This window comes from Nocardia rhizosphaerihabitans, assembly GCF_014646295.1.
GTDB lineage: Bacteria > Actinomycetota > Actinomycetes > Mycobacteriales > Mycobacteriaceae > Nocardia > Nocardia rhizosphaerihabitans.
Map to the genome: position 1 here is coordinate 239,644 of NZ_BMNE01000008.1, position 6,160 is coordinate 245,803.

The following is a 6,160-nucleotide window of genomic DNA, read 5'->3' on the forward strand; positions in this document are numbered from 1 at the left end:
GTGGTGATCGGTGCTGCGCCGCGGTGCCCGGGAGTCCCAGCTGTTACTCAGGAAGCGGTCGTACGCTGATGGCTGTGACGGTGTTGTCTAGTTCTCGCCTACCCCGCATCGCGCGCCCCGGGGTGTTACTCGTGGCGCTCGTGCTCGGGTTCGCGACCTTCGGCGCCGGGTGCGCCGACCGGTCGGCGTCGCCGGCCGACGTGGAGGGCACCGAGCCGCTCGGCATCGGTAAGGAAGTGACGGTGCCGATCTCGGCGGCCGTCACCACGCTGGTGTCGGCGGGCGACGAGCCGCGCGACCTGCTGCGCCCGCGCTATGCGGTCGGCACCACCCAGGAGGTGACGCTGCGCACCGACTACCGCATCCAGCAGCAGGTCAACGATCAGCCCACCCGTGATTTCTCGCCCGCCGCGCTGACCATCCCGATGACGGCCTGCGCGGGCGAGGACGGCGTCGACCTCACCGTCGGCACCGTCACCACTCCCGACCCTGCCCTGAACAAGGCGTTCACCACCGCCGACGGCTCCCACGCCGGCCTGGAGATGAGCGACCTCGGCGCGATCACCGAGCTGCGTCTCGCGCCGTCCCCCGATACCCCGAACACGGCACGCGCGGCGCTGGAACAGGCCTTCTATCAGGCCGTGTACCGCTCGATCGCGTTCCCCGACGAGCCGGTCGGCGTCGGCGCGGTGTGGACGGTGCATCAGGAGATCACCGGCGGCGTCACCCTCGACCAGATCACCACGGCCACCCTGACCAGCCGCGACGGCGACCGGCTTACCATCGATCTGCAGGTGAGCCAGACCCCGACCGACAAGGTCTGGATGCTGCCCAACGACGCGGGCGCCCTCGACATCGACGGCTACGTCATGGAGGGCACCGGCACGATCACCGTCGATCTCGGTCTACCGCTTCCGGTGTCGGGGGCGATCGAGGTCGGCGGTCAGCAGACCTACCGGGACTCGCGCAGCGTGAGCACCCTCGTGCAGACCCAGTCGACCCGCGTCTCCTGGACCGAATGATGCGTTCGGCCCTGCTGCGCGCGTGCGCGGTCGCCGCGGCGTGCGCCGTGCTCGCCGGGTGCGGTTCCGACGACGAGTCCACCGGATCCTTCCCCTCGGCGGTCACCGCGGCGCCGGGCTCGGGCACGGTCGTCCGCGATCCCGCACAACTGTCGGCGAGCCTGCTGGCGGCGGGCGATCTGCCCGGAGAATTCAGCGTCGTGCCACCGCGCACGCCCGCCGACGACACCCCTGTCCCGCCCGCGGCGCCGACCGACCCGCCCGACTGCGGACGCCTGCTCTCGCCGATCGCCGAACAGTGGCCGGGGTCATCGGCCGCCGCGTCGGTGCAGTTCGCCGGGCCGAGCTACGCCACCATCGATATCGACGCCGCGAGCTATCCCGATGCCGCTCTGTCCGCCGCCTTCGACGCGCTGCAGGCACAGCCTCGCCGCTGCGCCGCCTACTCCGGCGACGACGCGGGCGTGCACATCGACTACCGCACCACCGCGCTGAGCCAGCCGCCCGCGGGCGACGCGAGTTCGGCCTTCACCCTCACCGCCGACAGCGAGGGCCTGACGCTGACCTCGTCGACGGCTCTGGTCCAGGTCGGCAACACTCTGGTCCAGGTCGTGGTGACCGCGCCGGAAACCGTCGACCCCGGCGTGCTGGCCGACCTGACCGCCGCGCAGGTGCGCAAACTGCGCGGCTGAGCCGTCACCCGCTGACCGGCACCGCCAGCTTGCCGCCGAGATGGGCGATATAGCCGCGCACTTCGTCGGCCGAGCGATCGGGCAGCCCGAACACCGTCTCGGTGACGCCGACCTCGGCCCACTGCGCGAGCTGCGCGGCATCGTGGCGGCCGGCGAGCGCGATCACCCGCGGCGTGCCCTCGCGGCCCGCTTCCCGCCACACCCGGTGCAGCAGGGCGATCTTGTCGCCGAGGTCGCCTTCGGTCGGGGTGGTGATCCAGCCGTCGGCGTGGCGGGCCAGCCAGCCGAAGGACTTCTCGGTACCGCCCGCGCCGAGCAGAACCGGGATGGTCGGGCTGATCGGCTTCGGCCAGGACCAGCTCGGCCCGAAACGCACGAACTCGCCCTCGAATTCGGCTTCCTCCTGCGACCAGATCGTGCGCATCGCGTCCAGGTTCTCGCGCAGGACGGTGCGGCGCTTCTTCGGGTCGACGCCGTGGTGGGCGAGTTCGTCGGTGTTCCAGCCGAATCCGACGCCCAGTTCCACCCGGCCGCCGGAGAGGTGGTCGAGCGAGGCGATGGTCTTGGCGAGGGTGATCGGATGATGCTCGGCGGGCAGCGCGACCGCTGTCGACAGCGTGATCCGCTCGGTGACCGCGGCCGCCGTGGCCAGCGCGACCCACGGGTCGAGGGTGCGCAGGTACCGGTCGTCGGGTAGCGACGAGTCACCGGTCTGCGGATGGGCCGCGGCGCGCACCACCGGGATGTGGGTGTGCTCGGGCACGTAGAACGCGTCGAATCCGGCGTTCTCGGCCGCCAGCGCGGCGTCGGCGGGCGTGATGCCCCGGTCACTGGTGAACAACACGAGCCCGTACCGCATGTTCCGGCCCTCCGGATCAGACAACAAAACTGAAACAAGTTCTATCAGTCTTTCGGGCCTGCCGGAAGACCACGGACCCGCCGGCCTTTCCCCGGCAGGGCGAGGGGAATAGGCTCGAACGGTCCGTGCATCAACCTCGACCCGGAGGTATCCGATGTCTGATGTTTCCCCCATTCCCGAAGGCTATCCGCGCATCTGTCCCGGCCTTTCGTGCGCCGGCGCGGCAGCCGCGATCGACTTCTACACCGCGGTCTTCGGCGCCACCGAACGCATGCGCATGCCCGGTCCCGGCGGGACCGTCGCCCACTGTGAACTGCTCGTCGGCGATTCCGTTCTGATGATCGGCGACCCGGCACCCGAGATCGGCTTCCCCGATCCGAAGGAAGTCGGCGGTTCGCCGGTCAACCTGATGGTCTACGTGCCCGATGCCGACGCCGCCTTCGCGGCCGCGCTCGCGGCGGGCGCCACCGAGATCAACCCGATGACCGACCAGTTCTACGGCGACCGCAGCGGCTCCTTCGAGGACCCGTGGGGCCACCGCTGGACCGTGGCCACCCACATCGAGGACGTGTCGGAGGAGGAGATGCAGCGGCGCATGGCGGAGATGATGAACGCGGCGGGCTGATCAGGCCGCCACGATCGAATCACCCTCCACCCGTACCGGTTTCGACGGCAGCGGCTGGGTGGCCGGACCACCGCTGACGCTGCCGTCGAGCCCGAACCGGCTCCCGTGGCACGGGCAGTTGATGGTGCCGTCGGAGACGTTGCCGACCTTGCACCCCGCGTGCGTGCACGTGGACGACAGGCCGACGAAATTGCCCGCGGTCGGCTGGGTGATCACGGTGTCGCCGACGATCACCCCGCCACCGACCGGCACGTCGGCCGTCTTCGCGAGCTCCCCCGCAGGCCCCCCGACCGGCGCCTGAGCCCCGGCAGGCGCACTGTCGTCCTTGCCCGCGCACGCGGCCAGCGTCGCTCCGGCAGCGAGCATCCCCGCCCCGACGACAACGGTCCTGCGGTCGAATCGGATCTCATTGCTGGTCATGGTGGAACTCCGATCACAACTGTCGTTCTGAGCCACCGGTCGGCCGGACCCGACCCGCTCCTTACCGGTTCAACGTGACCCACCCGTCGCGGGTTCGAAACCGCGCCGAATCAGTGGAGACCTCAGGGGATTCCCTGATGTGGGCAGGTGGTCGGCGGGCTTACCGTCACGCAGGTGAAGGCGATCGTGCAGCGGGTATACGGCTCATCGGCGATGTTGAGCGTGGCGGAGGTCGAGCGGCCGGAGCCGGCGGAGGGGCAGGTGCTGGTCCGGGTGCGGGCGGCCTCGGTGAACGCGCGGGACTGGCATGTCATGCGGGGTGATCCGCTGATCGCACGGTGGATGGATCGGTCGATGTTCGCGCGGCGCGGACCCGCGCAGCCCATCAACGGCGGCGATTTCGCGGGGATCGTCGAGTCGGTCGGGGCGGGGGTGACCGACCTGCGGCCGGGGGACGAGGTCTACGGGGAATCGATCAGCGGCGCGTTCGCCGAATACCTCGCGGTGGACGGGTCGGTGGTCGGCCCGAAACCGGCGGGGCTGACCTTCGAGGAGGCGGCGACGCTGCCGTTGGCCGCCAATACCGCGCTGACCCTGCTGCGCGACGTCGAGGCGGGGCAGCGGGTGCTGATCATCGGTGCCTCCGGCGGTGTCGGCACCTTCGCCGTGCAGATCGCGCTGGCCGCGGGCGCAGAGGTGACCGGGGTGTGCAGCACCCGCAATGTCGACCTGGTCCGTGAACTCGGTGCGCACCAGGTGGTCGACTACACCCGCGACGCGGTGACCGGACGCTACGACACCGTGCTCGACCTGGCGGGCAGCCGCGGCCTGCGCGAGCTGCTGCGCCTGGTCGAGCCGACCGGCACGCTGGTGCTGTCCGGCGGCGGGAACTACAGCGGGGGAAGCGCATTCGGTCCGATCGGACTGATGGCCCGCGCCCAGCTGAGCCGCCCGTTCGTGCGCCCGGCGATCCGGGTCCCGCTCGCACGGCAGAGCCGCGAAGCACTCGCCGAACTCCGCGAACTCGTCGACACGGGCAAGGTACGTCCGATCATCGAGCGGACGTACCCTCTCGACGAGGTCCCCGCCGCGATCCACTACATGGAAACCGAACACGCCAGGGCGAAGATCGCCATCACCGTCGGCTGAGCGCGATCACTGCAACCGGAACTCCATCATCGCGATCGCGTCGTCGACCGCGGTGGTGAGGTTCTCCAGCCGGGTGTACGGGTCCGGCGCCGACAGCGCCGCCTGCCGATCGGTGGGGCCGATCGGCAGGCGCGCGGCCAGCTCGTAGGAACGGGTCGTCGGGTCGTCGGAGAGATCTTCCAGCGACGCCGACGGCGGTGGGCGCCGGATGCCGGAGCGCCGGGCCAGCTGCGCGGTCAGCGTGTGCAGGCGATCGGCGCGTTTGCGCAGGTCCGCCAGCAGATCGGCGTCGTCGGCGCCTGGTTCGTCCGGCCATACCCGCACCTCGGCCTGGGGATACGGTGCGTCGGTGAGCCATTGCTCGACGCGGATGCGGTCGGTGCCGAGGCAGCGCAGCCGGAACCGGGAGCCCGACAGTTCGACGACGTCGGTGATCCGGGCGACGACGCCGACATCGGTGCGCACGTCACCGCCGCCGACCTCGTGTCCACGCGCGATGAGGACGACGCCGAACTCCGGCTCCCGGCGACCGTCGAGGCAGTCCTCGACCAGCGCGACATAGCGCGGTTCGAAGATCTGCAGCGACAGCGGCTCGCCGGGCAGCAGTACCGCCCCCAGCGGAAACATAGGAATCTCCACCGTCCCAGCATGCCCGGTATCGCCCGTGCCGTGCCGATCCGACATGCTCGCCTCGCCGTTCATCCCTTGGCGATCGCCTCGAACACGGTCGGGTCGACCAGGGTGGAGGTGTCGCCGAGTTCGCGGCCCTCGGCCACATCGCGCAGCAGTCTGCGCATGATCTTGCCGCTGCGGGTCTTGGGCAGTTCCGGCACGATATGGATCTCGCGTGGCCGGGCGATCGGGCTGATCTCCACCGAGACGGCGGCCTTGAGTTCGGTGACCAGCGCGTCGTCCGGTGCGGCCGATCCGGTGAGGATGACGAAGGCGACGATGCCCTGACCGGTCGTCGCGTCACTCGCGCCGACCACGGCGGCCTCGGCCACGGCCGGATGCCCGACGAGCGCGGATTCGACCTCGGCGGTGGAGATCCGGTGACCGGAGACGTTCATGACATCGTCGACGCGTCCGAGGATCCACAGGTCGCCGTCGGCGTCGAGCTTGGCGCCGTCACCGGCGAAGTACCAGCCCTCGGAAGCGAAACGCTGCCAATAGGTTTCGCGGAAGCGATCCATGTCGTTCCAGATGCCACGCAGCATCGACGGCCACGGCTGATCCAGCACGAGCAGCCCCGAGGCGTCGTTGCCCAGCGGGGCGCCGTCGTCGTCGACGACCCTCGCCGAGATCCCCGGCAGCGGTGCGGTGGCCGCGCCCGGCTTGGCCGCGGTGATGCCGGGCAGTGGGGAGATCATGATGGCGCCGGTTTCGGTCTGCC

Annotated in this window: 8 protein-coding genes; 4 read left to right on the top strand and 4 right to left on the bottom strand. The window is 70.5% G+C overall.

Annotated features, from left to right (window positions below; all coding sequences use genetic code 11):
- Positions 1 to 68 precede the first annotated feature (68 nt).
- Both IEY60_RS29225 and IEY60_RS29230 read left to right on the top strand, forming a co-directional pair.
- Complete coding sequence (locus IEY60_RS29225) at positions 69 to 1,022, top strand: hypothetical protein (RefSeq protein WP_189033715.1); 954 nt, start codon at positions 69 to 71, stop codon at positions 1,020 to 1,022.
- On the top strand, positions 1,019 to 1,714 hold the full coding sequence (locus IEY60_RS29230; protein WP_229740224.1) for a hypothetical protein: 696 nt from the start codon (positions 1,019 to 1,021) through the stop codon (positions 1,712 to 1,714). The genes IEY60_RS29225 and IEY60_RS29230 overlap by 4 nt, the downstream gene beginning before the upstream one ends.
- Before the next feature lie 4 nt (positions 1,715 to 1,718).
- Here IEY60_RS29230 and IEY60_RS29235 read toward each other — a convergent pair whose 3' ends face one another.
- Positions 1,719 to 2,573 carry an LLM class F420-dependent oxidoreductase gene (locus IEY60_RS29235; protein ID WP_189033716.1) on the bottom strand — a complete coding sequence of 285 codons (855 nt, stop codon included), beginning with the start codon at positions 2,571 to 2,573 and terminating at the stop codon, positions 1,719 to 1,721.
- 154 nt (positions 2,574 to 2,727) lie between these two features.
- Between IEY60_RS29235 and IEY60_RS29240 the strand changes: the two genes are divergently transcribed.
- Positions 2,728 to 3,198 (top strand): VOC family protein, encoded by a 471-nt coding sequence (locus tag IEY60_RS29240; RefSeq protein ID WP_189033717.1) that lies wholly within the window; start codon positions 2,728 to 2,730, stop codon positions 3,196 to 3,198.
- Here IEY60_RS29240 and IEY60_RS29245 read toward each other — a convergent pair whose 3' ends face one another.
- Positions 3,199 to 3,618 carry a QcrA and Rieske domain-containing protein gene (locus tag IEY60_RS29245; RefSeq protein ID WP_189033718.1) on the bottom strand — a complete coding sequence of 140 codons (420 nt, stop codon included), beginning with the start codon at positions 3,616 to 3,618 and terminating at the stop codon, positions 3,199 to 3,201.
- 174 nt (positions 3,619 to 3,792) lie between these two features.
- On the opposite strand from IEY60_RS29245, the gene IEY60_RS29250 reads away from it, so the two are divergent.
- Positions 3,793 to 4,767 (top strand): NAD(P)-dependent alcohol dehydrogenase, encoded by a 975-nt coding sequence (locus IEY60_RS29250; protein ID WP_189033719.1) that lies wholly within the window; start codon positions 3,793 to 3,795, stop codon positions 4,765 to 4,767.
- Positions 4,768 to 4,773: 6 nt separating this feature from the next.
- Here IEY60_RS29250 and IEY60_RS29255 read toward each other — a convergent pair whose 3' ends face one another.
- Positions 4,774 to 5,406, bottom strand: a complete 633-nt coding sequence (locus IEY60_RS29255; RefSeq protein WP_373291782.1) for an LON peptidase substrate-binding domain-containing protein — start codon at positions 5,404 to 5,406, stop codon at positions 4,774 to 4,776.
- A gap of 59 nt (positions 5,407 to 5,465) precedes the next feature.
- Positions 5,466 to 6,160, bottom strand: a 695-nt coding sequence (locus IEY60_RS29260; protein ID WP_189033720.1) for an AMP-binding enzyme, incomplete at its 5' end; no start/stop codon positions are given.

Coding starts and splice junctions, on each gene's coding strand:
- IEY60_RS29235 (WP_189033716.1), bottom strand. CDS start 2,573: ATGCGGTACGGGCTCGTGTTGTTCACCAGTGACCGGGGCATCACGCCC.
- IEY60_RS29230 (WP_229740224.1), top strand. CDS start 1,019: ATGATGCGTTCGGCCCTGCTGCGCGCGTGCGCGGTCGCCGCGGCGTGC.
- IEY60_RS29240 (WP_189033717.1), top strand. CDS start 2,728: ATGTCTGATGTTTCCCCCATTCCCGAAGGCTATCCGCGCATCTGTCCC.
- IEY60_RS29225 (WP_189033715.1), top strand. CDS start 69: ATGGCTGTGACGGTGTTGTCTAGTTCTCGCCTACCCCGCATCGCGCGC.
- IEY60_RS29245 (WP_189033718.1), bottom strand. CDS start 3,618: ATGACCAGCAATGAGATCCGATTCGACCGCAGGACCGTTGTCGTCGGG.